24 protein-coding genes are annotated in these 24,342 nt (G+C 66.9%); 12 read left to right on the top strand and 12 right to left on the bottom strand.

Annotation, left to right across the window (positions count from 1 at the left end; all coding sequences use genetic code 11):
• The first annotated feature begins 62 nt into the window (after positions 1-62).
• Positions 63-2,255: a DNA helicase II gene (gene uvrD, locus AC3IPM_RS19020; protein ID WP_489301796.1), complete on the top strand. Its 2,193-nt coding sequence runs from the start codon at positions 63-65 to the stop codon at positions 2,253-2,255.
• A gap of 16 nt (positions 2,256-2,271) precedes the next feature.
• On the top strand, positions 2,272-2,598 hold the full coding sequence (locus tag AC3IPM_RS19015) for a low molecular weight protein tyrosine phosphatase family protein (protein ID WP_489301795.1): 327 nt from the start codon (positions 2,272-2,274) through the stop codon (positions 2,596-2,598).
• A 28-nt stretch (positions 2,599-2,626) separates the two neighbouring features.
• Here AC3IPM_RS19015 and AC3IPM_RS19010 read toward each other — a convergent pair whose 3' ends face one another.
• Positions 2,627-3,268, bottom strand: a complete 642-nt coding sequence (locus AC3IPM_RS19010; RefSeq protein WP_489301794.1) for a hypothetical protein — start codon at positions 3,266-3,268, stop codon at positions 2,627-2,629.
• Between the two features lie 142 nt (positions 3,269-3,410).
• On the opposite strand from AC3IPM_RS19010, the gene AC3IPM_RS19005 reads away from it, so the two are divergent.
• Positions 3,411-3,965 (top strand): hypothetical protein, encoded by a 555-nt coding sequence (locus AC3IPM_RS19005; protein ID WP_489301793.1) that lies wholly within the window; start codon positions 3,411-3,413, stop codon positions 3,963-3,965.
• Here the strand turns inward: AC3IPM_RS19005 and rtcR are convergent.
• Complete coding sequence (gene rtcR, locus AC3IPM_RS19000) at positions 3,935-5,551, bottom strand: RNA repair transcriptional activator RtcR (protein ID WP_489301792.1); 1,617 nt, start codon at positions 5,549-5,551, stop codon at positions 3,935-3,937. The two genes, AC3IPM_RS19005 and rtcR, sit on opposite strands and share 31 nt — an antisense overlap.
• A gap of 309 nt (positions 5,552-5,860) precedes the next feature.
• Between rtcR and AC3IPM_RS18995 the strand changes: the two genes are divergently transcribed.
• Complete coding sequence (locus AC3IPM_RS18995; RefSeq protein WP_489301791.1) at positions 5,861-7,087, top strand: RtcB family protein; 1,227 nt, start codon at positions 5,861-5,863, stop codon at positions 7,085-7,087.
• A 46-nt stretch (positions 7,088-7,133) separates the two neighbouring features.
• Positions 7,134-8,150 carry an RNA 3'-terminal phosphate cyclase gene (rtcA, locus tag AC3IPM_RS18990; protein WP_489301790.1) on the top strand — a complete coding sequence of 339 codons (1,017 nt, stop codon included), beginning with the start codon at positions 7,134-7,136 and terminating at the stop codon, positions 8,148-8,150.
• 14 nt (positions 8,151-8,164) lie between these two features.
• Here rtcA and AC3IPM_RS18985 read toward each other — a convergent pair whose 3' ends face one another.
• From AC3IPM_RS18985 to AC3IPM_RS18975, 3 genes are all read right to left on the bottom strand, one after another.
• Positions 8,165-8,572, bottom strand: coding sequence for a DUF6326 family protein (locus AC3IPM_RS18985; protein WP_489301789.1), 408 nt, complete (start codon positions 8,570-8,572; stop codon positions 8,165-8,167).
• A complete protein-coding gene (locus AC3IPM_RS18980) occupies positions 8,569-9,255 on the bottom strand; it encodes a DUF4386 domain-containing protein (RefSeq protein WP_489301788.1) in 687 nt (228 codons plus the stop codon). Before AC3IPM_RS18980 ends, AC3IPM_RS18985 begins: the two co-directional genes overlap by 4 nt.
• Before the next feature lie 106 nt (positions 9,256-9,361).
• Positions 9,362-10,087, bottom strand: coding sequence for a ThuA domain-containing protein (locus AC3IPM_RS18975; RefSeq protein WP_489301787.1), 726 nt, complete (start codon positions 10,085-10,087; stop codon positions 9,362-9,364).
• 149 nt (positions 10,088-10,236) lie between these two features.
• Between AC3IPM_RS18975 and AC3IPM_RS18970 the strand changes: the two genes are divergently transcribed.
• Both AC3IPM_RS18970 and AC3IPM_RS18965 read left to right on the top strand, forming a co-directional pair.
• Positions 10,237-10,506 carry a hypothetical protein gene (locus tag AC3IPM_RS18970; RefSeq protein WP_489301786.1) on the top strand — a complete coding sequence of 90 codons (270 nt, stop codon included), beginning with the start codon at positions 10,237-10,239 and terminating at the stop codon, positions 10,504-10,506.
• 75 nt (positions 10,507-10,581) lie between these two features.
• Positions 10,582-11,028 (top strand): universal stress protein, encoded by a 447-nt coding sequence (locus AC3IPM_RS18965; protein WP_489301785.1) that lies wholly within the window; start codon positions 10,582-10,584, stop codon positions 11,026-11,028.
• Between the two features lie 102 nt (positions 11,029-11,130).
• On the opposite strand, the gene AC3IPM_RS18960 is transcribed toward AC3IPM_RS18965, so the two are convergent.
• Positions 11,131-11,370 (bottom strand): hypothetical protein, encoded by a 240-nt coding sequence (locus AC3IPM_RS18960; protein WP_489301784.1) that lies wholly within the window; start codon positions 11,368-11,370, stop codon positions 11,131-11,133.
• 89 nt (positions 11,371-11,459) lie between these two features.
• Entirely contained in the window at positions 11,460-11,744 is a 285-nt protein-coding gene (locus AC3IPM_RS18955; protein WP_489301783.1) for a DUF2782 domain-containing protein, read from the bottom strand.
• 97 nt (positions 11,745-11,841) lie between these two features.
• On the opposite strand from AC3IPM_RS18955, the gene polA reads away from it, so the two are divergent.
• Both polA and AC3IPM_RS18945 read left to right on the top strand, forming a co-directional pair.
• Complete coding sequence (polA, locus tag AC3IPM_RS18950) at positions 11,842-14,613, top strand: DNA polymerase I (protein ID WP_489301782.1); 2,772 nt, start codon at positions 11,842-11,844, stop codon at positions 14,611-14,613.
• A gap of 344 nt (positions 14,614-14,957) precedes the next feature.
• Positions 14,958-15,431, top strand: coding sequence for a DUF421 domain-containing protein (locus tag AC3IPM_RS18945; protein WP_489301781.1), 474 nt, complete (start codon positions 14,958-14,960; stop codon positions 15,429-15,431).
• A 4-nt stretch (positions 15,432-15,435) separates the two neighbouring features.
• Here AC3IPM_RS18945 and hemF read toward each other — a convergent pair whose 3' ends face one another.
• Genes hemF through AC3IPM_RS18920 form a run of 5 tightly spaced genes read right to left on the bottom strand, consistent with a single transcriptional unit; the run spans position 15,436 to position 21,173 of the window.
• Positions 15,436-16,332 carry an oxygen-dependent coproporphyrinogen oxidase gene (hemF, locus tag AC3IPM_RS18940; protein WP_489301780.1) on the bottom strand — a complete coding sequence of 299 codons (897 nt, stop codon included), beginning with the start codon at positions 16,330-16,332 and terminating at the stop codon, positions 15,436-15,438.
• A gap of 32 nt (positions 16,333-16,364) precedes the next feature.
• Positions 16,365-17,996 (bottom strand): hypothetical protein, encoded by a 1,632-nt coding sequence (locus tag AC3IPM_RS18935; RefSeq protein WP_489301779.1) that lies wholly within the window; start codon positions 17,994-17,996, stop codon positions 16,365-16,367.
• A gap of 34 nt (positions 17,997-18,030) precedes the next feature.
• The gene (locus AC3IPM_RS18930) at positions 18,031-18,630 is read right to left on the bottom strand and encodes a hypothetical protein (protein ID WP_489301778.1); all 600 of its coding nucleotides are present in this window, start codon (positions 18,628-18,630) and stop codon (positions 18,031-18,033) included.
• Positions 18,631-18,659: 29 nt separating this feature from the next.
• Positions 18,660-18,794, bottom strand: a complete 135-nt coding sequence (locus AC3IPM_RS18925) for a hypothetical protein (protein WP_489301777.1) — start codon at positions 18,792-18,794, stop codon at positions 18,660-18,662.
• 12 nt (positions 18,795-18,806) lie between these two features.
• Positions 18,807-21,173, bottom strand: a complete 2,367-nt coding sequence (locus AC3IPM_RS18920; RefSeq protein WP_489301776.1) for a S9 family peptidase — start codon at positions 21,171-21,173, stop codon at positions 18,807-18,809.
• 145 nt (positions 21,174-21,318) lie between these two features.
• On the opposite strand from AC3IPM_RS18920, the gene AC3IPM_RS18915 reads away from it, so the two are divergent.
• The 3 genes from AC3IPM_RS18915 to cydB all read left to right on the top strand — a co-directional run bounded on the left by AC3IPM_RS18915 (position 21,319) and on the right by cydB (position 24,329).
• Positions 21,319-21,771: a hypothetical protein gene (locus tag AC3IPM_RS18915; RefSeq protein WP_489301775.1), complete on the top strand. Its 453-nt coding sequence runs from the start codon at positions 21,319-21,321 to the stop codon at positions 21,769-21,771.
• 145 nt (positions 21,772-21,916) lie between these two features.
• Positions 21,917-23,314: a cytochrome ubiquinol oxidase subunit I gene (locus tag AC3IPM_RS18910; RefSeq protein WP_489301774.1), complete on the top strand. Its 1,398-nt coding sequence runs from the start codon at positions 21,917-21,919 to the stop codon at positions 23,312-23,314.
• 1 nt (position 23,315) lies between these two features.
• Positions 23,316-24,329, top strand: a complete 1,014-nt coding sequence (cydB, locus tag AC3IPM_RS18905) for a cytochrome d ubiquinol oxidase subunit II (protein WP_489301773.1) — start codon at positions 23,316-23,318, stop codon at positions 24,327-24,329.
• Positions 24,330-24,342: the final 13 nt, after the last annotated feature.

The following is a 24,342-nucleotide window of genomic DNA, read 5'->3' as shown; positions in this document are numbered from 1 at the left end:
GGCCGCCATCGGGCATTGCGGTGGACGGCCCGCAGCGGACGGCAAGGGCGTAAAATGGGGGCATGGATGTCTCCCACTTGCTCGACGGGCTCAACCCCGCCCAGCGCGAAGCTGTGTCCGCCCCGCCCGGCCACCATCTGGTGCTTGCCGGTGCCGGTTCCGGCAAGACCCGCGTACTGATTCACCGCATCGCCTGGCTCAACGAAGTCTGCGGCGTGCCGACCCATGGCATTTTTGCGGTGACCTTCACCAACAAGGCCGCCGGCGAGATGCGCCACCGCATCGACCTGCAGCTGCAGCACGGCAGCCGCGGCATGTGGATCGGCACTTTCCACGGCCTGGCCCACCGCCTGCTGCGCCTGCATTTCCAGGACGCCAAGCTGCCCGACAGCTTCCAGGTGCTCGACTCGGACGACCAGCTGCGCCTGGTCAAACGTGTGGTGCAGCAGCTGGAGATCGATGACGGCAAGTTCCCGCCGAAGCAGATTGCCTGGTGGATCAACGAACAGAAAGACGAAGGCCGCCGCCCGCAGCACATCCAGCCCGAGCCGCACGATGCCTGGCTGGAAACCATGCGCCAGTGCTACATCGCCTACCAGGAACGCTGCGACCGCGCCGGTCTGGTCGACTTCGCCGAGCTGCTGCTGCGCGCGCATGAACTGCTGCGCGACAACCCGGCGCTGCTGGCGCACTACCGCTCGCGTTTCCGCGAAATCCTGGTCGACGAATTCCAGGATACCAACGCCATCCAGTACGCCTTCGTGCGCGTGTTGGCTGGTGACAGTGGCCATGTGTTCGTGGTCGGCGACGATGACCAGGCCATCTACGGCTGGCGCGGCGCGAAAGTGGAGAACGTGCAGCGCTTCCTGAAGGATTTCCCCGGCGCGCAGACCGTGCGCCTGGAGCAGAACTACCGCTCCACCGCCAACATTCTCGGCGCGGCCAACGCGGTGATCGCACACAACCCGGACCGCATCGGCAAGGAGTTGTGGACCGACAGCGGCGATGGTGAAGCCATCGACCTGTATGCGGCCTACAACGAGATGGACGAGGCGCGTTACGTGGTCGAGCGGGCACGCCAGTGGGTACGCGACGGCGGCAGCTACGGCGATGCCGCCGTGCTCTACCGCAGCAACGCGCAGTCGCGCGCATTTGAAGAAGCGCTGATTTCCGAGCAGGTGCCGTACCGCGTGTATGGCGGCGTGCGCTTCTTCGAACGTGCCGAAATCAAGGACGCGCTGGCCTACCTGCGGCTGATGACCAACCGCAATGACGACGCCGCGTTCGAGCGTGCGGTCAACACGCCCACCCGCGGCATTGGCGACCGCACCCTGGACGAGGTGCGCCGGCTGGCACGCAACCAGGCCATCTCGCTGTGGGAGGCCACCATGCTGACCACCCAGGGCAATGAACTGGCCGCGCGCGCGCGCAATGCGCTGGCCGGGTTCCTGACCCTGGTCAACCAGCTGCATGCCGAAGCCGGCGAGATGACCCTGGCCGAACGCATCGACCATGTGTTGCTGCGCTCGGGCCTGCGCGAGCACTGGTCCAAGGAAAGCCGCAACGCGCTGGATTCCGAATCGCGCGCGGACAATCTCGACGAACTGATCTCGGTGGCCTCGCGTTTCGTGCGCCGCGAAGACGACATCGAAGAGACCGGCGAGACCATGAGCGAGCTGGTCGCCTTCCTGTCCTACGCCTCGCTGGAGGCCGGCGAAGGCCAGGCCCAGGCCGGCGAGGAAGGCGTGCAGCTGATGACGCTGCACTCGGCCAAGGGCCTGGAGTTCCCGCTGGTGTTCCTGGCCGGCATGGAAGATGGCCTGTTCCCGAGCGCACGCTCGCTGGAAGACAGCAGCCGGCTGGAAGAAGAGCGCCGCCTGGCTTACGTGGGCATTACCCGCGCGCGGCAGAAGCTGGTGCTCAGCTACGCCGAATCGCGGCGCATCCACGGCCAGGAGAACTACAACGTGCCCTCGCGCTTCCTGCGCGAAATCCCGCGTGAGCTGCTCAACGAGGTCCGCCCCAAGGTGCAGGTCTCGCGCACCGCCTCGCTCGGCGCCAACCGGGTGATGGGCCATGCCGCGCTGGAAGCACCGCCGCTCAAGCTTGGCGCGATGGTTACCCATGCGCGCTTCGGCGAAGGCATGGTCACCGACTACGAAGGCAGCGGCGCACACGCACGTGTGCAGGTGGAGTTCGCCGACGCCGGCAGCAAGTGGCTGGTGATGGCCTACGCCAACCTCACGGTGCTCTGAGGATGGTGCGCCACGGATGACGCGCCATATCCTGTTCATCTGCAGCCAGAACCGCCTGCGCAGCCCGACCGCCGAGCAGGTATTTGCGGATTGGCCGGGCATCGAAACGGCCTCGGCGGGCCTCAAGCCCGATGCCGATGTGCCGGTCAGCCCGGAGCTGCTGCAGTGGGCTGATCTGATCTTCGTGATGGAGCGCGAGCACCGCAGTCGATTGTCCAGCCGGTTCCGGCCATGGCTGGACGGCAAGCGTATCGTCTGCCTGGATATCCCGGACGATTACGCCTTCATGCAGCCGGCGTTGGTGGCGCTGCTTGAACGCAAGGTGGTGCCGCTTCTGCGCTGATGCCGTCGCGCATGCTGGCCCTGAAAGGTCAGTTCACTGCCTGTGACGGTGCGTCCACACGCGTGGCGGTCTCTTGCGCGGACATGCCCTGCTTGAAGTTGCTGGTGAAATCGCGAACGGCGCGCTCAAGTGCGATCTCCCAGTTCTCACGCGAGACCACCTGGAAGACGTTTGTGCCATGACCTTTTGCCGTGAAGGTCCTGGACTGGTCACCTTCGCGCACGGTGACCTCGACAGCGACGTCGGCCACCATCTGCTGGGCCCAACCCGCCGCACGCCAGAAGTTGAAGGGCATCCTGACCGCAAACTCGTTCATCGAGGCGTCCACCTGCAGACACTGCGTTTCGCAGCGTTCTGCGGTGCGGTAGCCCATATTGCGCAACGCCTGGACCATGATCTCGCGGGCCTTCCCGGCGGTGGTATCCGATTCGAGGGCCACTATGATTCCATTGCCGTGGCGAATCTCACCGCCGATGTTGGTCGCACGCTCTGACGCAGGAATCTGGGACAGGAATTCGGCCGGTCGGTTGTCGCGCACGGGTGCGACAACCACGATCGAGCCCTGCTCGGGATTCACCCGCACGTCCGGAACGTTCACCCGCACGATCTCCGTACGGGCTCCGCACGCGGCGAGGAGCAGCAGCATGGCAGCAGCGACGATCGACTTCATGATTCCCCCTGTTGGAATGATGTCCTTGTGCCGTCCATTATGCCGCGGCTGCGCCCTGCGGTGTTCCGGCCGGACCATTGGAAGCAGCCGAGCATGGCTCGGCTCTACAATGGGTGCGACCTCCATTGCGTAGATCGCCCCCATGACCGATTCGCCGCTGCACATCACCGTGAAGTTGAATGCCCGGCTGCAGCCGGAACACCGCCACGAACTGTTCGAGGATCCGCTCGATGCGCTGCTGGAAAGCGCCGAGCTGGGCCAGCTCACCGGCGGCGGCACGGCGATGACCGAAGAGGGCGAAGTGGACTACGGCGATATCGAGATCGCGCTGAAGGATCCGGCCTCGCTGCCCGGCGTGATCGAACTGCTGGAACAGCTGGGCGCGCCGAAGGGGTCGCAGATCCAGCGCGAGGGTGCGCCGGACCAGCCGTTCGGTGTCACCGAGGGCCTGGGCTTGTACCTCAACGGCGTGGACCTGCCCGACGAGGTGTACGAGCAGTGCGATTCCAACTACGTGTTCGAACAGATCGTGGAGCGCATTGAAGGCCACGGTGAGATCTGCAGCTGGTGGCAGGGTCCGACCGAGACCGCGCTGTACCTCTATGGCGCGTCCTTCGACACCCTGCATGAGCGCATCGCCGACCTGCTGGCCAGCTATCCGCTGTGTCAGGGCGCGCGCGTGGTGCGCATCGCCTGATCCCCGCGCACCTGCGCCCAGTCCAGCCCGAACTTGGCCAGGTACTTGCGCAGGCGGTCGGCATCGTTGGTGCTGGCACGCTGCTCGCGCGAGACCGCGAACAGTTCGCGGCCCGCGGCGGACAGTGAGGCCGAGCGGGTGCAGACCTGCACCACATCCTCCAGCTGGATCCGGTCGAAGCGGTCCAGCTGCGCCAGCGCGGCGTCGCCGAGCAACGGGAGCAGCACCGAAGGCGCGTCACCCTCGTGCCATTGCGCGCGCAACCGGAAGATCTCCTCCTCCACGCCTTCGGTCTGGATGCGCCCGGCCGTGGCCAGCGTCGCCATGCGCATGATCGAGGCGCCGAGATCGCGGAAGTTGCCGCGCCACGTCGCCTCGGCGCTGGTGGCGAAGGCCAGGTAGCGGGTGCGTGCCTCCACGTTGAAGCGCACCTGCTGGTGCTGCTCGCGCGACCAGCGCTCCAGCTCGAACACCAGGTTCGGCTCGATGTCCTCGCGGCGCTCGGCCAGTCCGGGCAGGGGATAGGTCCACAGGTTGAGCCGGGCCAGCAGGTCCTCGCGGAAGCGCCCCTCGCGCACGGCCTGCTGCAGATCGCGGTTGGTGCCGGCAATCAGCTGGAAGTCGCTGTCCACTTCGCGGTCGCTGCCCACCGGCAGGAAGCGCTTCTCTTCCAGCGCACGCAGCAACATGGCCTGTTCGTCCTGGCCCAGTTCGCCGATCTCGTCCAGGAACAGCAGGCCCTTGTCGGCCGAGCGCAGCAGCCCGGCGCGGTCGCTGGAGGCGCCGGTATAGGCACCCCTGGTGTGGCCGAACAGCGTGCTCATCGCACCGTCCCCGCGCAGCGTCGCGCAGTTCACCTCCACGAAGCGGCCGGGCAACTGGTGCTTGAGCTTCTTCAGTTCGAATACGCGCTTGGCCAGCTGGCTCTTGCCGGCACCGGTCGGCCCCATCAACAGCATCGGCGCACGCGAGCGCGTGGCCACCGTTTCGATCTGCTCGATCATGCGGTTGAAGGCGGCGTTGCGGGTCGCGATGCCGCCCTTGAGCAGGTCGCGATCCTGCAACTGCTGCTGGGCGAAGCGCTGGGCGATGTGGTCGTAGCGCGACAGGTCCAGGTCGATGATCGCGTAGGTGCCGGCGGCGCCGTCCTGCTTGCGCGGCGGCGAGGTCTGCAGCAGGCGTCCGGGGAAGTGCCGGCTCTCGGCCAGCAGGAACCAGCAGATCTGCGCGACGTGGGTGCCGGTGGTGATGTGGATGTAGTAATCCTCTTCCTCCGGAACGAACGGATAGCTGGCCAGGAAGTCGTGCAGGGTGGCGTAGACGCCTTCGAATTCCCACGGATCGGCCAGGTAGGTGTCATGCCGCTGCACGGTGATACCCGGCGCCGTCTGGGCCAGATCCTCGCTGACCACGCGCGCCAGCTTGCTGAAGCGGCGCTCGTCCAACAGCAGTTCCAGCCGATCGGGCAGGAAATCCTCGTGCATGCCCAGCGACACCGTCGGGCGCCATTTCTGCCAGCGGCCCGGGCCTTCGCCCGCGTCGAGCTGGGTACCGAGCATGCCGAACACCACCTGTCGCCTTTCCATAGCCATTCCTATAAATGATGCGCAAAAACTATATACATTTTGGCGCGCTGGCGCCTGTGCATTCGGCGAAATATGTGCGTAATTTCATTTATATCAATGACTTGATATGAACTCGAAAAAGTTGGCACGCCCATTGCTTTATATCCAGCAAGACACGACGGGGCGGTTCCGGCCCATCAGAACATGACGTTGCATCGCGACACGGACGTCGCCAGGGAACGCCCGGCTGGCAATGGGGCCAGCCGGGCCGAGCCACCCTCCTGTCACCGCACTTTTCTGTTTTTGCTTTGGATGAAAGGAAACATCAGCATGACCACCATCAATTACGACGTGATCCAGCAGCCGGGCGCTGCACCGATCAAGCTGTGGACCCGCGGCGTGCCGCTGGAAGACCAGGCGCGTGCGCAGCTGCAGAACATCGCCAAGCTGCCCTTCATCCACAAGTGGATTGCCGTGATGCCCGACGTGCACCTGGGCAAGGGCGCCACCGTGGGTTCGGTGGTGCCGACCATCGGTGCGATCATTCCTGCCGCGGTGGGCGTGGACATCGGCTGCGGCATGATCGCCGTGCGTACCACGTTGACCGCCAACGACCTGCCGGACAACCTGTCGGCGGTGCGCAGCGCGATCGAGCGCGCCGTGCCGCATGGCCGCACGGTGACCCGCGGCGGCCGCGACAAGGGCAGCTGGGACACGCCGCCGGAGCTGGCGGTGGAGGGTTGGGCGCAGCTGGTGGATGACTTCGCGGTGATCTGCGAGCGCCACCCGAAGCTGAAGAACACCAACAACCTCAAGCACCTGGGAACGTTGGGGACCGGCAACCACTTCGTCGAGGTCTGCCTGGACCAGGACCAGCGCGTGTGGTTCATGCTGCACTCCGGCTCGCGTGGCGTGGGCAATGCCATCGGCACCTACTTCATCGAGCTGGCCAAGCAGGAAATGCGTCGCTGGATGATCAACCTGCCCGACCAGGACCTGGCCTACCTGCCCGAAGGCAGCCAGCACTACGGCGACTACGTGTTCGCGGTGGACTGGGCGCAGCGTTTCGCCCGCATGAACCGCGAGGTGATGATGCGCAACGTCGTAGCTGCGGTGCGCACGGTGATCAGCAAGCCGTTCGAGGCGCAGGCCGAGGCGGTGAACTGTCACCACAACTACGTGAGCCGCGAGGTGCACTTCGGCCAGGAAGTGATGCTGACCCGCAAGGGCGCGGTGAGTGCGCGCAAGGGCGAGCTGGGCATCATCCCGGGCAGCATGGGGGCCAAGAGCTTCATCGTGCGTGGTCTCGGCAACGAAGACAGCTTCAACAGCTGCAGCCACGGGGCCGGCCGCGTGATGAGCCGTACCCAGGCGCGCAAGCTGATCACGGTGGATGACCACGTCAAGGCCACCGCGCACGTGGAATGCCGCAAGGATGCGGACGTGGTGGACGAGTCGCCGGCGGCCTACAAGCCGATCGAGGCGGTGATGGAGGCCCAGCGCGATCTGGTCGAGATCGTGCATACGTTGCGCCAGGTGGTGTGCGTGAAGGGGTAGGGCACTATGGCCCGCTGTGGAAACAGCGGGCACGGAGGAAAGACACATGGACATGATCGAACTGGATGGCGGGCACGGCGGCGGGCAGCTGCTGCGCTCGGCGCTGACCTTGAGCCTGTGCACCGGCATCGGCTTCACCTTGAACAACATCCGCGCGATCCGGCGCAAGCCGGGCCTGATGCGCCAGCACCTGACCGCGGTGAACGCCGCAGCCCGGGTGGGCAACGCGCGCACGCACGGTGCCGCGCTGGGCGCCACGGCGCTGCGTTTCGAGCCGGGTGTCGTCAGCGCGGGCGACTATCACTTCGCCACCGGCAGCGCCGGGTCGGCGACGCTGGTGCTGCAGACCGTGCTGCCGGCCTTGTGGCGGGCGAACGCATCCTCGCGGGTGCGGCTGGAAGGTGGCACTCACAATCCGCTGGCACCCAGCGCGGATTTCATCGCCGATGCCTACCTGCCGGCGCTGGCCAGGATGGGTGTGCAGGCGACGCTGTCGCTGGAGCAGCATGGCTTCCATCCGGCCGGCGGCGGCGTGCTGCAGGTCGAGGTTGCACCGTGCGCGACCTTGCAGCCGGTGCAGTTGGACGCACGCGGAGAACTGGCGTCGGTGCAGGCACGCGTGCTGATGTCCGGCTTGTCCAGCGGCATCGGCCTGCGCGAGCTGCAGGTGCTGGCCGAGCAACTGGGCGTGGATGCGCACCCGCGCCACGTGCAGTCGGTACGCCCGGCGCTGGGCCCGGGCAACGTGGCATTGGTGCACGTGCACCATGCCGCGCACGTGGAAGTATTCAGTGGGCATGGCGAGCGCGGCCTCTCGGCCGAGCAGGTGGGCGCGCGCCTGGCCGGGCAGGTCCGTCAGTACCTGGACGGCACGGGCTGCGTGGGTGAGCACCTGTCCGATCAGTTGCTGCTGCCGATGGCGCTGGCCGGTGCCGGTACCTTCACCACCGGCGTCATCAGCGAGCATCTGGCCAGCAACGCGCGCCTGATCGAGAAATTCCTGCCGGTCGAATTCGACTGGCAGCCGCACGCCGGTGCGTGGCGGGTGACGGTCAGCACCTGACCGTCACGTGGTGCCTAGCCGCGCGGCCAGCGCCACGCCACCACCACGGTGGCCAACGACAGCGCGATTTCGATCACGCCCAGGGTGAGATAGAACCACCACGCGCCAGGCATCGTCAGCAGCATGATCGCGGTGTAGACCAGCCCGAAACCGATGTTCAGCCAGCGCGCCAGCGCGGCCGGTGCCACCAGCGACAGCAGCACCATCAGCGCGGGAATCGCCAGCATCAGCGCGGTGCCCACCAGCGTGCCTTCGCTGACCGGCCCGACCGGCCCTTTGCCATCGAGCATGCCCTGCAGCTTGCCGGGCACGTACAGGCCGAAGTAGTCGCCGTAGATGTAGCAGAACATCAGTGCCGTCCACAGCGCCGACAGCTTGAAGCGGACGTGGATGGGGATGTCGTGCAGGCCGGGGCGGTTCATGGCGTGCGCCTTGCGCCGACCAGCGCCAGCCACAGCCCGCTGCCGATCTCGCCGAGCGAAGCGGGCAGGGTGGCGTAGTCCGACAGCGCCGTGCTGGCGTAGCCGGGGATCAGCAGTTCGCCGAACACATTGAGCACATAGCCCAGCCCGCCCAGCATCAGTAATGCGCCCAGCACGCGTGGAATGGCGCGTGTGCGCCAGACCAGCCAGCCAAACGGCAGCAGCCACAGGCCCCAGAACAGGCTGGCCAGGAAGATGTGGCTGCTCCAGCTTTTCAGCGCGGCCATCGACAGCGCCTGCAGATGCTCCGGTGAGATCGCCCGGGCCAATGCCGGGTCGGTGAGCAGGTTCACCGCATCCAGGCGGTGCGCCAAGGCAACCAAGGCGATCGGTACCGCGGTAACGGCCAGCGCCACCATCGCCACCGCAGCCTGGCGATGGGTAGGTGCGAACAGGCGGAACAGCAGCAATGGCAGCAGCAGGAAGGCGATCTGTTCCAACGCAAACGCGGCGATGCCGGCGCGGAACAATCCTGCCTGCGCGGCGATGTTGGCCACGGTGGCGGCCGGGTCGCCGCCGATGCTGATCTTCGAGGGCACGTAGGCCAGGCTGAAGATACCGGTGGCGATCACCGCCAGGTACATCCCACCCGCCAGCCGGCCGGTTCGTTGTTGCGTTGCCATCGCGCCGCTCCCGGTGCCGGTGCGGGTTGCCCGGTCGCCGCCAACGTAGAGCGCCTTGGCGGTGGGCGGGACTGCCGGAAGTCACGCGCCGACGGACGGTAGCCGCTCAGCAGTCCGGCGAACGACCGCTGACATACAGCAGGCCCTGGTGCAGCTGCGCACGCAGGTTCGGGTCGGCGTACACCGCCGCGTCATGGCCGAGCCCGGTGTACCAGCTGCGGCCCCCGTCGAAGCGGTGGCACCAGGCGATCGGGTGGTCGCTGCCCATGCGGCCGCCGGCGTAGCGGGATTCGTCCACCGTGGCGATCACCTGTACCTGTCCCCGCGGATTGCGCCGGTAGTTGTACAGCTCGTCGCGCACTGGCCAGGGTGCGCCGTGGCGCTGGCCGTCGTGCTCGGGCTGCACCAGGGTGTCCTGCAGGCCCGGCGGATGGTTGTCGAACCAGGCCCCGACCAGTGCGCCGTACCAGGGCCAGTCGTACTCGGTATCGGCGGCGGCGTGCACGCCCATGAAGCCGCCACCGGCGCGGATGAAATCCTGCAGGGCGGTCTGCTGCCCGGCATCGAGGATGTCACCGGTGGTACTGGCAAACACCACCGCGCGGTAGCGGGCCAGCGTGCGCGCATTGAAATCATGCGGGTCTTCACTGTGGTCCACCGCCAGCCCGGCGCTGTCGGCCAGTGCGCGCAGGGTGGTCACCGCCACCGGGATGGCGTCATGGCGGAAACCGGCGGTGTGGCTGAAGACCAGCACGCGGTCGGGCGCGGCAGCGGCGGCAAGGCTGGCCCAGGACAGGGCCAGCAGGATCGGCAGGAAGTGCAGCAGGCGCATGCGCGCATTCTGGCATCGCCACGGACAGATGGCACGGTTCATCCCGCCGCGACCCCGACTCATCGCCGCATTCGCCGCTTCGTCGGCAGGCGCTTGTGGGCACCGGCGGCGGCGCCCAGAGTCTGGCGCTGTCCGCTCGGAGCGCGCATATGAACAAGGGAATTCCGTACCTGTTGGCTGTCCTGTTCGCGCTGGCGGTATCGGCCGAGTGGGCGGCCCCGGTGCTGGCCCTGATCCAGCATGCCTACGCCTGCCTGGAAGGCGGCGGCGGGCTGGACCTGGTGCGGCTGCGCTGCGAGCCCCGGCCCAGCGGCCTGTGCGCGGTGCTGGCTTCGTGGCCGTTCTGGTCCACGGTGGTGGCGATCGGCCTGCTGCCGGTGCTGGCGGCCAGCCGTTGGCGGCGCGACGCGCGTTTTTGATCTGGCTCAAGGCGCGGTCTCCACAGCCGGTATGCAATGGTGGTGTCCCCCTTGCCCGCTCCCTGGAGCCCTGCCATGTACAAGCGCATCCTGATTGCCACCGATGGTTCCGAACTGGCCGCAAAGGGCCTGCTCAAAGGCCTGGAGCTGGCCAAGGACCTTGATGCCGAAGTGGATATCGTGACCGTGTCCGAGCCGTGGGCGGTGGGCATGTACGACGCGATGGGCTGGAGCGTGGGCTATATGAACAGCCCCGAGTACAAGTCCGACCGCGAAGAGACCGCACAGCAGGTGCTGGCGCCGGCCAAGGCCGCGGCCGAGGCCCAGGGCCTGCGCGCCAACGTGGTGCATGTGCTGGACCGCTACGCGGCCGACGGCATCATCGATACCGCCACCGAGCGTGGCAGCGACCTGATCGTGATGACCTCGCATGGCCGTCGTGGCGTCACCCGCGTGCTGCTGGGCAGCCAGACGGCGGAAGTGCTGGCACGCAGCACGGTACCGGTGCTGGTGATCCGCTGAGCCGCGCGCTGCAATCCCACACCGGGTAGTGCCGGCCGCTGGCCGGCTCCATGCGATGCGTACTTTTCCGGCGAGCCGGCCAGCGGCCGGCACTACCGCGGATCAATCGCGCAGCTTGAGGGTCTGTGATTCGTCCAGGCTGCCGTCCGGCTGCAATACCACGTAGCGCTGGCCGGTACGGTCGAACAGCACCGGGATCGGGTCGCGGAACAGCGGGCGGCGCACGAAGCGCAACTGCCAACCGAAATGCTCCAGGGTTTCCAGCGCCTGCCGCTGTTCGGCACTGAGCCCGGCGCGCAGCGTGCTGGAATCGGGAAGCTGGCGGCGTTCGGGGGTGGTCATGCGTTACGGCAACAGCTCGGGCAGGTAGCCTGTGCCTGCAAGCCGCGTTCCAGCGCGGCCTGCGGGCAGGGCGGACAGCACCGCCGGGATCACCAGCTGTACAGCTTCCAATAGACCGGCGAGACGCCGTCCTTGTCATTGTCCATGCGGCCATCGCCGTTGCGGTCGTACATGTAATACGGCGCACCGCGCGACGGGGTCACCTTGACCATGCGCAGCTGGCCGCCAACCCGGTACTCCTCGATGGCATCGCCATTGTCCAGGGTCTTGCGGGTGACATCGGCGCCGTTGACGTCGACCGGGGGCGTGCCGCCACCACCGGTGGTGGCGCAACCGGCCAGTGCGAGCAGGCCAACCAGCAACAGGGTCTTCATGGGCCGAGGGTCCTTGGACGGGGGAGCCTTGATTATGCCCCACGCACCGTGAGCGGCGTGCCTTTGGCGGGCTCGGCAGGGCGCGTAGAATCGTCGCATGAGCCGATTAGTCCTGATTGACGGGTCCAGTTACCTGTACCGCGCGTTCCACGCGCTTCCGCCGCTGAGCAACGCCCAGGGGGAACCCACCGGCGCGCTGTTCGGCGTGGTCAACATGCTGCGGGCCACGCTGAAGGAGCGCCCGGCCTTCGTCGCGTTCGTGGTGGATGCGCCCGGCAAGACCTTCCGCGACGACCTCTACGCCGACTACAAGGCCAACCGCCCGCCGATGCCCGACGATCTGCGCCCGCAGGTGGAGCCGATGTGCCGCATCGTCGAGGCGCTGGGCCTGAGCATCCTGCGCGTACCTGGCGTGGAAGCCGATGATGTGATCGGTACGCTGGCGCTGCAGGGTCACCGCGACGGCCTGCACGTCACCATCTCCACCGGCGACAAGGACTTCGCCCAGCTGGTGCGCCCGGGCATCGAACTGGTCAACACCATGACCGGCAGCCGCATGGATTCGGACGCGGCGGTGATGGAAAAGTTCGGCGTGCGCGCCGACCAGATCGTCGACCTGCTGGCGCTGATGGGCGACACCGTGGACAACGTGCCCGGTGTGGAGAAGTGCGGGCCCAAGACCGCCGCCAAGTGGCTGGCCGAATACCAGACGCTGGATGGCGTGATGGCGGCCGCGCCGACCATGAAGGGCAAAATCGGCGAGAACCTGCGCGCCGCGCTGGAACGGCTGCCGCTCAACCGCGAGCTGGTCACCATCCGCACCGACGTGCCACTGGACGCCAGCCCGCAGACCCTGGCGATGCGCGACCCGGACGTGCCCACGCTGAGCGAGCTGTACCTGCGCTACGGCTTCACCCAGGCATTGAAGGAACTGGGTGGGCCGGTGGCCGCGCCGGCCGCCGCCAGCGATGCCCCGGTCAGCCTGCGCGGCACCGCCGCCGGCTACGCACGCGGCACGCCGGACGAGGCGGCCGCGCCGCTGGATGCGGCGCTGTCCGCGCCGGGTGAATACGAGACGGTGCTGACCACCGCACAGCTTGAAGACTGGGTGCAGCAGGCACAGGCCGCCGGGCTGATCGCCTTCGACACCGAGACCGATGCGCTGGACGCGATGCGCGCCAACCTGGTTGGCATCAGCCTGGCGGTGGAACCCGGCCGCGCCGCCTATATTCCGGTCGGCCACAACTACCCCGGGGCCCCGGCGCAGCTGCCGCTGGCGCAGGTGCTCGACGCGCTGCGCCCGCTGCTGGAAAGCCCGGACAAGAAGAAGCTCGGCCAGCACGGCAAGTACGACATGCACGTGCTGCGCCGCCATGGCATCGACGTGCGCGGTTACCACGACGACACCATGCTGGAGAGCTTCGTGCTCAACTCCACCGCCACCCGTCACGACATGGATTCGTTGGCGATGCGCTATCTGGGCTACAACACCATCAAGTTCGAGGACGTGGCCGGCAAGGGCGCCAAGCAGATCCCGTTCTCGCAGGTGGGCCTGGACGAGGCGGCACGCTACGCGGCCGAGGACGCCGACATCACCCTGCGCCTGCACCACGTGCTGCAACCGCAGCTGCAGGCGGTACCGTCGCTGGAGCGGGTGTACCGCGATATCGAAATGCCGCTGGTGCCGGTGCTGGCCCGGATCGAAGCCAACGGCGTGCACATCGACATGACCGAACTGCGCCGGCAGAGCCAGGACCTGAGCGTGCGGATGCTGGCCGCCCAGCAGAAGGCCACCGAACTGGCCGGGCACACCTTCAACCTGGATTCGCCCAAGCAGCTGCAGGCCGTGCTGTTCGACGAGCTCAAGCTGCCCGCGCTGGTGAAGACCCCCAAGGGCCAGCCCAGCACCAACGAAGAGGCGCTGGAGGCGATCGCCGAGCAGCACGAGCTGCCGCGGGTCATCCTGGAGTACCGCGGGCTGGCCAAGCTGCGCAGCACCTACACCGACAAGCTGCCGGAGATGGTCAACCCGGATACCGGCCGGGTCCACACCAGCTACCACCAGTCCGGCGCCGCCACCGGCCGGTTGTCGTCCTCGGACCCGAACCTGCAGAACATCCCGATCCGCACCGAGGACGGCCGCCGCATCCGCCGCGCCTTCGTGGCCCCGGCCGGGCGCAAGATCCTGGCCTGCGACTATTCCCAGATCGAACTGCGGATCATGGCCCACCTGTCCGAAGATCCGGGACTGGTGCGTGCCTTCGAGCAGGGCGTGGACGTGCACCGTGCCACCGCGGCCGAAGTGTTCGGGCGCGCGCTGGACGAGGTCACCCCCAACGAGCGCCGCGCCGCCAAGGCGATCAACTTCGGCCTGATGTACGGCATGAGCGCGTTCGGGCTGGCCCGCAACCTGGGCATCGACCGCGGCCAGGCCCAGGATTATGTGGCGCTGTACTTCAGCCGCTATCCGGGCGTGCGCGATTTCATGGAACGCATGCGCCAGCAGGCCCGTGACCAGGGCTATGTGGAAACCCTGGAGGGCCGCCGGCTGTACCTGAACGATATTCATGCACGTAACCAGGGCCTGCGCGCCGGGGCTGAACGCGCGGCGATCAATGCGCCGATGCAGGGGACGGCGGCGGACATCATCAAGCGCGCCATGGTGCGGGTGGACGACTGGCTGCAGGGGCAGGGCGACCAGGCCCGGATGATCCTGCAGGTGCACGATGAACTGGTGTTCGAAACCGAAAGTGATTTCCTGGAAACCTTGCGTTCCCAGGTGATTGAATTGATGTCGTCATCGGCCCAACTGCGCGTGCCGTTGGTGGTCGATGCCGGGGTTGGTGATAACTGGGACGAGGCACACTGAGACGGGAATCACAGCGGAAAAGCTGAATTGGACGGACTACATCCCATTAACTGACTCGTGGATGAATGTTTCCCTGATGGTGCTTGGATTAATTGGGCCCCTTCACGAACTATCAATGTTCGGGGTGCTTTTATAGACCTCGACAGGCGCAACGCCTGTTGTGGATCTCTCCCATCCCCTGGAGCAGATCTCGGAACGGGGGCTACTCCCCAAGCGCCCGTTCCCCGGCCCCGCTGACCTCCCCCTGGTCGGCGGGGCTTTTTATTTTGGGCATCCCAAACCGCACCCATTGCCTCCAGACCCCGCCCCGGCCCATGCTGGCTGCAGGTACCGGGGAGGCTGCAATGAGCGATCTGTTTACGATGGCCATGCCGTGGTGGGAATTCATGCTGCGCGCGGTGGTGGTGTACGTGGTGGTGCTGGGCATGGTGCGCCTGTCAGGCAAGCGCGCGCTGGGCCAGATCACCCCGTTCGATGTGCTGTTGATCGTGCTGCTCGGCAACGCGGTACAGAACGCCCTGCTCGGCCAGGACACCTCACTGGCGGGCGGGCTGCTGCTGGCCGCCACCCTGATCACCATCAACTACGCGGTGGGCTGGCTGAGCACGCGCAGCCGCCGCATTGAACGGCTGGTGGAAGGCGAGCCGGTGCTGATCGCCCGCGATGGCAAGCTGCTGGCCTCGGTGCTGAAGCGCGAACTGGTCACGCCCACCGACTTCGACGCCGCGCTGCGTCAGCAGGGCTGTCTGGACATCAGCGAAGTGGAAATGGCGCTGCTGGAGATCAACGGCCACATCACCATCGTGCCCAAGCGGTAACGCCTCACACCCAATCGCGCGGCACCAGATAATCGGCCAGGCGCGCTTCATCGCTGCCCGATTCGGGCTGGAAACCATATTCCCAGCGTACCCGCGGCGGCAGGCTCATCAGGATGCTCTCGCTGCGCCCGCCGCTCTGCAACCCGAACAGGGTGCCGCGGTCGTAGACCAGGTTGAACTCGACGTAGCGGCCACGCCGGTACAGCTGGAACTCGCGTTCGCGCTCGCCGTAGGCGGTGTCCTTGCGGCGCTCGACGAGCGGCAGGTAGGCGTCCAGGAAGCCATCGCCGACCGCAAGCAGGTAGGCGAAATCACGCTCGAAATCGCCATGCAGATCGTCGAAGAACAGCCCGCCCACGCCGCGCGTTTCATTGCGGTGGCGCAGGAAGAAATACTCATCGCACCAGCGCTTGTGCGCGGCGTAGCGTTCTTCGCCGAACGGTGCACACAGATCGCGTGCCACCCCATGCCAGTGCTGCACGTCTTCATCGAACGGATAGAACGGGGTGAGATCGAAGCCGCCGCCGAACCATGAGGCCACTTCCACGCCATCGCGCTCGGCGCGGAAATAGCGCACGTTGGCATGCGTGGTGGGCAGGTACGGGTTGGCCGGGTGGAACACCAGCGATACCCCGGTGGCCCGCCACGAGGCACCGGCCAGTTCGGGCCGGTTGGCCGAAGCCGATGGCGGCAGGCGCGTGCCGGCCACGTCGGAGAAGCCGATACCGGCCTGCTCGAACACCGCGCCATCGCGCAGGATGCGGGTACGGCCGCCGCCGCCTTCGGCCCGCTGCCAGACATCTTCGGCAAACCGGGCCTGGCCATCGGCGCCCTCGATGGCCGCACAGATGCGGTTCTGCAGGTCGGTCAGGTAGCTGCGTACGCGCTCGAATTCGTTCATGGCGGTACTTTACCGCAGCCCTGTATCGATGCTCAGTCGCCCTTGCGATTGCGGCGCGCGGAGGCTGGCGCAGTGTCGCTGCCGGCATCGGCATCGGCGTCATCTTCGGCCGCTTCGGCCTCCGCCGCCAGGCGCTCGGCCAGGCCTTCCAGATCGGCGCCCAGTTTCAACGCTTCCCAGTTGCGGGTGGCATGCACATCGCAGGCCACGTGGGTGCCTTTGCCATCGCGCTGGCACAGCTGCTGGATCGACGCCGGAATGGCGTCATCGCCGGTGTGTTGATAGACCGTGGCGAGGTTTTCGCAGCCTTCGCGCACGCCGGCCGTGCACAGCTTGAGGTAGTAGGGGGCGGCGTCGGCCCAGCGCTCGCCGAGTGCCAGGTGGTGGCCAGCGGCATTGCAGCCCTGCAGCTTGCCCGCGTCGCAGCAATCACGCGCGCCCTGTGCCGTGCCTGCGGCCGGGCAGTCCAGGGGCAGCCGGGTTTCCACGAACACCACCGGCGGCGCGCACTGGGTGGGCCCGCCGCTGCGGCGATAGCGGCTGTACTGGTTCCAGCTGTCGCTGCCGACCAGGTCGCTATTGGCGAGGCGCTGGAACACGAAGTCGCCGCCCTTGTCGTGGCGAACCCGAACGTCGCCGGCTTCCAGCCGCGCACGCAGCCCGCCGCCAAGGCCGGTGTCGACCAGACCGCCATCGCCGAACGCAAGCTGGTCGATCAAGCCCCGCTCAGCGGTGTAGGTGCCGCAGGGAAGCACGGTGACCGGCACGGTGACCAGCTCGCGCGCACTGAGCGAAGCCAGTGGTGCGGCCTGTTCGCAGGCACGCGGGTCTTTGCCACGGCTGCAGGCCCGTTGCAGGGCATCGCGCGCATCGGCCAGCCGGCCGGCGTCCCACAGGGCGGCCGCTGCCTTGGTGCAGAACGTGCCGGTGCGCTGGGCGCGGCACAGGCCGGTGATTTCATCGAGCTGGGCGGCCGGCAGCGGGGCGGCGACGCTGTTTCCCAGCGCGCCCATCAGGGCCTTGGCCATCGCTTTGGCCATGGCCTCGCCGGCCGCCTGCTGGCAGGCCGCTTCGTCGTACTTGCCGGAGCTGGGCTTGCACACGTCCGGTTCGGCCAGGTCCGGGTCTTCATCGGCCGGTGTAGCAGCACGGGTGGCCGCGCGCGCTTCGGAGTCATAATTGCCGAGCAGGCGGCTGCAGGCGGCGGGCACGTCTTCGTCGCACCACTGGCGCAGCTTGTCGTTGCTGGCGAAGGTCATATCGGTCATGCACGAGGCGATCTCGGCGCGGCAGGTGTTCGGTGCGAACACGGTGACCGGGCGGCAGGTGGCCGGGGTGACCAACGCGTATTCGTTGACGCCGTCACTGAGGTGGCGGCCGCCCTCGCTCAGGGTCAGCGTGCTGATGCCACCACTGTCGAGGTCGGCCATCTTCAATTCGTTGCCGAGCCGGTGCACCAGGTAGGGTTCCGGGGCCATGCCGGGGATCTGGCGCACACCCTGGTTGGGGCTCTCAAGGGTGATGGTGGTGCCGGTATCGTCGGCCTTGAAGGTGCCGCACAGCAGCGACTGAGCCGAGGCCGGAAGGCTGGCACCGGCCAGCACGGCGAACACGGCGGTGCGCCAACCGTTGAGACGGCGGGAGGGGAGAGCAGGAGCGGTCACGGCAACATCCTTGAAGAAATCAGAAACCACCGGCTCAGCGGCGGAAATAGGCCTGCACGTCCGCGCGCAGCAGGCGCACTACCAGCCAGCCGTGCAGCGCGGCGAAGGCCACGGAGGTCAACAGCATGGTGCTGGTGAACAGCAGGCGCTGCAGTTGCAGTTCCATGCGCAGTTCGCGCATGTCGGCCGTCGGCGATTCGGCGGGCAGGAAGGCCAGCAGGTGGCGGAAGATATCGTCGAACAGCCAGGTGCCGACGAAGTTGGACAGCGCAGTCAACACCAGCAGCACGATGAACAGCCACAGCGCCCAGCGGTGGCGGTACAGCAGGCCCCAACTGGCGGCGATACCGGCAATGGAGGTGAGCAGCATCGCAACACTGAACGCCACCATGTGCGATCCCAGCCAGTGCAGCGCCGGTGGCATCCAGGTCAGATCCTCATCGTGCAGCAGCGTCTGCAACCACTCGGCCCGCGACAGCGGCGCGGCCACCAGGGCCGCCACCGCCCAGCTCAACGCGGAAACGATGCAGACCAGCAGCACCGATTTGGCCACCGGCGCCAGGAACTTCGGCGGCGCGTCGGGATCCACGCGGGGCGTGGCGTTGGGCAGATGCGGCGGAGGGAGGGATGACATCCGGTGTCCTGGTAGGTGGGCGGCGGCCGTCAGGTCGTCGCCAGCGCGTGCGCGGCCGCGGGCAGGATATGGCCTGCGCCCAGGAGTGCCAAGGGGTATCCGCGGCCGGTGCTGTCGGAATTGACCGCGGCGACGATCTCGATCGGCGCCGCGTCAGGGTTCATCCCGCCTGAGACTTACTTCAGGTTGGTTTCGAACAGCTTGAGGATGCGCTTGTACTGGTCCAGCCACGAATCCGGACGGACATAGCCGTGGCGTTCCAGCGGGTACGGCGCGATCGACCAGTTGTCCTTGTGCAGCTCGATCAGCTTCTGGGTCAGGTTGACCGAGTCCTGGAAGAACACGTTGTCATCCATCATCCCGTGGGCGATCAGCAGGTTGTCCTGCAGGCCCTCGGCGTACTCGATCGGCGAGGACTTGCGGTAGGCCTCCGGGTCGATGTCCGGGGTGTTGAGGATGTTGGCGGTGTAGCCGTGGTTGTACTGGTGCCAATCCACCACCGGGCGCAGCGCGGCACCGGCCTTGAACGTGCCCGGCGAGCGGAACAGCGCCATGAAGGTCATGAAGCCGCCGTAGGAACCGCCGTAGATGCCGGCATGGTCGCGATCACCCTGCCGGGTGGTGACCAGCCAGTCCAGGCCGTCCTTGTAGTCTTCCAGTTCCGGGTGGCCCATGTTGCGGTAGATCGCCGTGCGCCAGTCGCGGCCGTAGCCCTCGCTGCCGCGGTAATCCATGTCCAGCACGATGTAGCCCTGCTGCACCAGCAGGTTGTGGAACATCTGCTCGCGGAAGTAGGCCGGGTAGCGCTGGTGCACGTTCTGCAGGTAACCGGCACCGTGCACGAACATGGCGATCGGATACTGCTTGCCCGGCTCCATGGTTTCCGGGCCGTAATACTTGGCCCAGACCACGCCGGCACCGTGCTTGGACGGCACCTGCACCAGCTTGGGCTGGATCCACTCGCGCGCCTTGAAGGCGGCACTGCGGGTATCGGTGAGCACGCGGGCCTGGCCACCGCTGGTGGGCACCACGGCCAGCTGCGTCGGCAGGTAGGCGCCGGAGTAGCGCACCAGCAGCTGCTGGCCGTCCGGGGACAGCGAGAAATCTTCCACGCCATTGAGCGTGGTCAGCTCACGCACCTGCTTGCTGGCGTTGTCCACCGCGCACACTTCGTAGTCGCCCGGCGTCTGCTGGTTGCACAGGAAGTAGAAGCCGCGGCCATCGGCGCTGGGCACCGGCATCGAGGTTTCCCACTTGCCACCGGTCAGCGCCACCGGCTTGGCGGTGCCCTGCTGGGTGTACAGGTGCGAATAACCGGATTCTTCGGACAGCAGCCACAGCGTGCGGTTGTCGTTGGACCAGCCGAAATCGTTGAAGCCCCAGTTGATCCAGGCGTTGTCGGTCAGCCGGTGGCGGTTTTCCAGCTTGCCGCCGCTGGCGCTGACGCTGGTGATCCAGCGGTCCTTGTTGTCGTTGGCGCGCAGCATGATCGCGGCCTGCTGGCCATCGGCGCTCCAGCGGATGCCGGGGCTGCCCGGGCCGGCCAGCAGTTCCAGCGGGCGGTTGCCCTTCAGGACGTCCTTGCCGGCGGCTTTGCGCAGCGCCGCCAGCGGATCGGTGCCGATGCCCGGCAGGCCATCCAGCGACAGCGGCTTGACCGTGCCCGTGACGGCATCGACCAGCCAGAATGCGTGCGGCTCCGGATCGTTGCGACCGACCCGGGTGCGGGTGTCTTCGAATTCCTCGTAACCGGACTCGGTCACGTACTTGGGCATCTTGCCGCCGCGGCCTTCATCGAAGCCCTTCGGCTTGGTCACCACGATCAGGCTGCGCGCATCCGGCGACAGCGCGCTGTCGACGATCTCCACCTCGGCGCCCAGGTACACCGGGCCCGGTGCACGGGTGCTGTCGGCACGGCGCCAGCTGGCTTCCTGCTGCTTGAGCGCATCGCGCTGCGCGCGGTCGTTGCGCAGCGTGGCCAGCGTGCGCATCTGCTGGTCGCGCAGCACATCGGCCTTGGGCGCATCGTCGGGGTTCTTCTCGGCCTTCAGGCTGGCCACCTGCTGCACGCCGGCTGCGGCGGTCCAATGGAACCAGTCCTGCCCGGTGCGCCAGATCACGCCGCCGTCGCGGGCGAAATTGACCGCGCTGGATTTCTCGGTGCTGCGGGTGAGCTGGGTCAACGCGCCGCTGCGCAGGTCACGCAGGAACACGTCGCCATTGCGCACGAACACCGAACGCTGGCGCGCGCTGTCATACACCGGGCTGTCCACGTCCAGGCTGCCGCGCTGGTCGTCGCCGACCTGCGCCGCGACGCCGCCGGCGACCGGCTGGCGGAAGGTGTCGCGGACCGGGCTGCCGGTGCGCTTGAGCTGGTACTCCACCTGCTGGCTGTTCCAGGACCACCACGCGCTCTCGACCGGCGGGCCGATCCAGTCCGGGTCGGCCATGGCCTGCTCGATGGTGATCGGCGTCGGCGCCGCATGGGCCGTGCCGCCGAGAGCGGCGAGCAGTAGCAGGGACAAGGGCAGCGTTCTGGGCATTGCGGGCGGCACCATAGTGGAAAACCCCGCAAGCGTAGCAGCCGTCAGGGCTGGGGGAAGGGGCCACAGGTCATGGAGACAGGATCGGAAGAACCCGTGTGACCTCCAACAAGGCATCATGACCGCTGGATCGGAGGGAACCGCCATGTACAGCTATGACTACACCATTTCCCTGGGTGTCCGTCACCCCACTGCGGTCAGCGCCGACATCGCTTCCGGACTGGGCCTGGAGCCGTATTTTTTTCGGGATGTGGGCACCGACCTTCACGGTGCCGATGGAGTCCTGATCCGCGTGCAGGCGTTTACCTGGGCCTTGTTCAAGCTGCCAGATGGCAAGGACGGTTGGCTGATGGATGCGTGGCCGGCGGTGGTTGACCTGCTGCGATCCCGCGCCGAGGCGATCACCGCGTTGGCGCAGCAGGGTGCCGAGATCGGCCTGAGGATCGGCCTTTTTGGCCATCGCCACGGGACATGGGCCGGGTTCACGCTGGATGACGATCTGGTAAGGCTGTTGGCAGACCTGCGGATCGGATTCCAGCTGGAAACCTATTTTCCCGACGAGCCGGATCTGGCCACCAGCGAAGAAGCCACGCAGTAGCGGCGGCGACCCGGCAGAAGCATCCGCCAAGCTTGAATCCCTCCACCTGCGACATATTGCTGCAGTGCGGCACTGGGTCGCATATGCCTTTAACGAATACCGGCCCAGACTGGTGCGGATTCCAGAAATCTGCCGGAGGCGTCTCGTGGACGCGTTGTTGTTGTCACGGATCCAGTTCGGGTTCGTCATCAGTTTCCATGTGCTGTTTCCCGCCTTCACCATCGGCACGGCCAGCTGGCTGGCGTTCGTGGAATCGCGCTGGCTGCGTACCGGCAATCCGGTCTGGCGCGAGCTGTATTTCTTCTGGCAGAAGATCTTCGCGGTGTCCTTCGGCATGGGCGTGGTCAGTGGCATCGTCATGGCCTTCCAGTTCGGCACCAACTGGCCGCGGCTCAGTGAAGTGGCCGGCAGCATCATCGGCCCGTTGCTCACCTATGAAGTGCTCACCGCCTTCTTCCTGGAAGCCAGTTTCCTGGGCGTGATGATGTTCGGCTGGGGCAAGGTATCCCCGCGCCTGCACTTCTTCTCCACCTGCATGGTGGCGCTGGGTACGCTGTTCTCCACGTTCTGGATTCTGTCCTCCAACAGCTGGCTGCACACGCCGGCCGGCTACTCGATGATCGACGGCATCGTGCACCCGCAGGACTGGTGGAAGATCGTCTTCAATCCCTCCTTCCCGTACCGGCTGGCGCACATGGCGCTGGGCTCGTTCATCACCACCTGTTTCGTCATCGGTGGGGTCGGCGCGTGGTATCTGCGCAAGGATGTCCATCGCGAGGCCGGGCGCAAGATGCTTCTGGCCGCGGTCGGCTTCGCCGCGCTCACCGTGCCGGTGCAGATCTTCGTCGGCGACATGCATGGCCTGAACACGCTTGAGCACCAGCCGATGAAGGTCGCGGCGATGGAAGCGCACTGGCGCAGCGAAGGCGAGGGCAAGGGCGTGCCGCTGGTGGTGTTCGCGCTGCCCAATGAGAAGGCCGAGCGCAACGACTATGAAATCGCCATCCCGCGGCTGGGCAGCCTGATCCTGACCCACTCGCTGGACGGCACCTTCGACCCGCTCACCTCGGTGCCGGCCAGCGACCGACCGCCGGTGACGCCGGTGTTCTTCGCGTTCCGCATCATGGTCGGCCTGGGCACGCTGATGCTGCTGCTGGCCTGGGTGTCGGCGTTCCAGTGGTGGCGCGGCAAGCTGCTGCAGTCGCGCTGGCTGATCCGGGGCTGGAACTGGATGCTGCCCAGCGGCTTCATCGCACTGCTATCGGGCTGGTTCGTCACCGAAATGGGGCGCCAGCCGTGGGTGGTCTACGGCGTGCTGCGTACGGCCGATGCGGTGGGCCCGCAGAGCGCATGGATGACCGCGTTGTCGCTGGGCATCTACGTTGTCGGTTATGCCTTCGTATTCGGCTGGGGCATCTGGTACCTGGCCAAGATCATCCGCAGCGGCCCCAAGCCGCACGAACCGGCCCCCGCCCTGGATGCGGGCAGCCACACCCCGGCGCGGCCGCTGTCCGGTGCCGATGAACCGCTGGAGGAGCGCTGACATGGACATGACCACCTGGCTGCCCGTGGCCTGGTTTGCGGTGATTGGTTTTGGCGTGCTGATGTACGTGGTGCTGGATGGCTTCGTGCTCGGCATCGGCATCCTGGCGCCGATGGCCGAGGACGAACACCAGCTCGACATCATGATGAACACCGCCGCGCCGATCTGGGATGGCAACGAAACCTGGCTGGTGCTCGGCGGGGCCGGGCTGATGGCGGCCTTCCCCAAGGCGTATGCGGCCATGCTCTCGGCGCTGTACCTGCCGGTGCTGCTGCTGGTGGTGGCGCTGGTGTTCCGCGGCGTCGCCTTCGAGTTCCGTTTCAAGGCACACCGCTCGCGGCGGCTGTGGAGCGTGGCCTTCGGGCTGGGTTCGCTGCTGGCCGCCTTCGCCCAAGGGGTCATTCTCGGCGCGCTGGTGGAGGGCCTGCAGGTGGTGGATGGCCGCTATGTCGGCGGTGCCTTCAGCTGGTTCAGTCCGTTCTCGATGTTGACCGGGGTGGCGGTGGTGTTCGGCTACGCGCTGTTGGGCAGCACCTGGCTGATCCTCAAGACCGAAGGCCGCGAACAGGCCATGGCGCGCGCATTGACGCGGCCGCTGGTGGTGGCGGTGATCGTGTTCATGGGCCTGGTCAGCACCTGGCTGCCGTTCCTGGATTCACGCCTGATGGCGCGCTGGTTCAGCGATGGCAACTTCTGGTGGTTGTCGCCGGTGCCGCTGTTGACCCTGGCCGTGGCCGTGGCGCTGTGGCGCAGTGCCATGCACCCTCGCCGGGACCTGCCGCCGTTCCTGCTGACCCTGGCGTTGTTCATTCTGGGCTTCATCGGCCTGGTGCTGGGCATGTGGCCCTACCTGCTGCCGCCCAGCATGACCCTGTGGCAGGCGGCGGCGCCGGCCTCCTCGCTGGGCTTCACGTTCGTCGGCCTGGTGGTGCTGCTGCCGGTGATCCTGGGCTATACGGCGTGGTCGTACCGGGTGTTCCGCGGCAAGGTTACGGCCGATGCGGGGTATCACTGAGCGCGGTGGTGTT

The sequence above is a fragment of the Stenotrophomonas sp. GL_111 genome, from assembly GCF_057835245.1.
This window is presented reverse-complemented; position numbering and strand designations above follow the sequence as displayed.

What these genes read in the sequence shown, in the direction of transcription:
- AC3IPM_RS18960 (WP_489301784.1), bottom strand. Translation starts at nt 11,370, where the DNA reads ATGACCACCCCCGAACGCCGCCAGCTTCCCGATTCCAGCACGCTGCGC.
- AC3IPM_RS18985 (WP_489301789.1), bottom strand. Translation starts at nt 8,572, where the DNA reads ATGAACCGCCCCGGCCTGCACGACATCCCCATCCACGTCCGCTTCAAG.
- AC3IPM_RS18945 (WP_489301781.1), top strand. Translation starts at nt 14,958, where the DNA reads ATGAGCGATCTGTTTACGATGGCCATGCCGTGGTGGGAATTCATGCTG.
- rtcR (WP_489301792.1), bottom strand. Translation starts at nt 5,551, where the DNA reads ATGGAAAGGCGACAGGTGGTGTTCGGCATGCTCGGTACCCAGCTCGAC.
- AC3IPM_RS19015 (WP_489301795.1), top strand. Translation starts at nt 2,272, where the DNA reads ATGACGCGCCATATCCTGTTCATCTGCAGCCAGAACCGCCTGCGCAGC.
- hemF (WP_489301780.1), bottom strand. Translation starts at nt 16,332, where the DNA reads ATGAACGAATTCGAGCGCGTACGCAGCTACCTGACCGACCTGCAGAAC.
- AC3IPM_RS18925 (WP_489301777.1), bottom strand. Translation starts at nt 18,794, where the DNA reads ATGAACCCTGACGCGGCGCCGATCGAGATCGTCGCCGCGGTCAATTCC.
- AC3IPM_RS18955 (WP_489301783.1), bottom strand. Translation starts at nt 11,744, where the DNA reads ATGAAGACCCTGTTGCTGGTTGGCCTGCTCGCACTGGCCGGTTGCGCC.
- AC3IPM_RS18995 (WP_489301791.1), top strand. Translation starts at nt 5,861, where the DNA reads ATGACCACCATCAATTACGACGTGATCCAGCAGCCGGGCGCTGCACCG.
- AC3IPM_RS18980 (WP_489301788.1), bottom strand. Translation starts at nt 9,255, where the DNA reads ATGGCAACGCAACAACGAACCGGCCGGCTGGCGGGTGGGATGTACCTG.
- AC3IPM_RS18975 (WP_489301787.1), bottom strand. Translation starts at nt 10,087, where the DNA reads ATGCGCCTGCTGCACTTCCTGCCGATCCTGCTGGCCCTGTCCTGGGCC.
- uvrD (WP_489301796.1), top strand. Translation starts at nt 63, where the DNA reads ATGGATGTCTCCCACTTGCTCGACGGGCTCAACCCCGCCCAGCGCGAA.
- AC3IPM_RS18970 (WP_489301786.1), top strand. Translation starts at nt 10,237, where the DNA reads ATGAACAAGGGAATTCCGTACCTGTTGGCTGTCCTGTTCGCGCTGGCG.
- polA (WP_489301782.1), top strand. Translation starts at nt 11,842, where the DNA reads ATGAGCCGATTAGTCCTGATTGACGGGTCCAGTTACCTGTACCGCGCG.
- AC3IPM_RS19010 (WP_489301794.1), bottom strand. Translation starts at nt 3,268, where the DNA reads ATGAAGTCGATCGTCGCTGCTGCCATGCTGCTGCTCCTCGCCGCGTGC.
- AC3IPM_RS19005 (WP_489301793.1), top strand. Translation starts at nt 3,411, where the DNA reads ATGACCGATTCGCCGCTGCACATCACCGTGAAGTTGAATGCCCGGCTG.
- cydB (WP_489301773.1), top strand. Translation starts at nt 23,316, where the DNA reads ATGGACATGACCACCTGGCTGCCCGTGGCCTGGTTTGCGGTGATTGGT.
- AC3IPM_RS18965 (WP_489301785.1), top strand. Translation starts at nt 10,582, where the DNA reads ATGTACAAGCGCATCCTGATTGCCACCGATGGTTCCGAACTGGCCGCA.
- AC3IPM_RS18915 (WP_489301775.1), top strand. Translation starts at nt 21,319, where the DNA reads ATGTACAGCTATGACTACACCATTTCCCTGGGTGTCCGTCACCCCACT.
- AC3IPM_RS18930 (WP_489301778.1), bottom strand. Translation starts at nt 18,630, where the DNA reads ATGTCATCCCTCCCTCCGCCGCATCTGCCCAACGCCACGCCCCGCGTG.
- AC3IPM_RS18920 (WP_489301776.1), bottom strand. Translation starts at nt 21,173, where the DNA reads ATGCCCAGAACGCTGCCCTTGTCCCTGCTACTGCTCGCCGCTCTCGGC.
- rtcA (WP_489301790.1), top strand. Translation starts at nt 7,134, where the DNA reads ATGGACATGATCGAACTGGATGGCGGGCACGGCGGCGGGCAGCTGCTG.